Below are 225 nucleotides of genomic sequence, written 5' to 3'. Positions count from 1 at the left end.
GGCCCTGTTCATAAAGAACGGATCGCAGCGCATTGATCTGTTCAGTGCGCTGGCGCACCAGACGGTCGCGTGAACGGAACACAGCGCCCCGGGCGATTTGCGCGTTGCTTTTGGGTTCCACAAACCGCATCTCCGGGCGCTGCGCCGCAATCACAATCGCCTCAGCATCAGCCGCATCATTCTTCTGCCGTTTGACGAATGGCTTCACGTATTGTGGAGCAATCA

1 protein-coding gene is annotated in these 225 nt (G+C 57.8%); it reads right to left on the bottom strand.

Annotation, left to right across the window (positions count from 1 at the left end):
• Positions 1-225 (bottom strand): IS110 family transposase (locus ACFWW2_RS09435; RefSeq protein ID WP_393927770.1); only part of this gene is annotated, 225 nt, incomplete at both ends.

The organism is Yoonia sp. R2-816 (genome assembly GCF_046762905.1).
Lineage (GTDB): Bacteria > Pseudomonadota > Alphaproteobacteria > Rhodobacterales > Rhodobacteraceae > Yoonia.
This window is presented reverse-complemented; position numbering and strand designations above follow the sequence as displayed.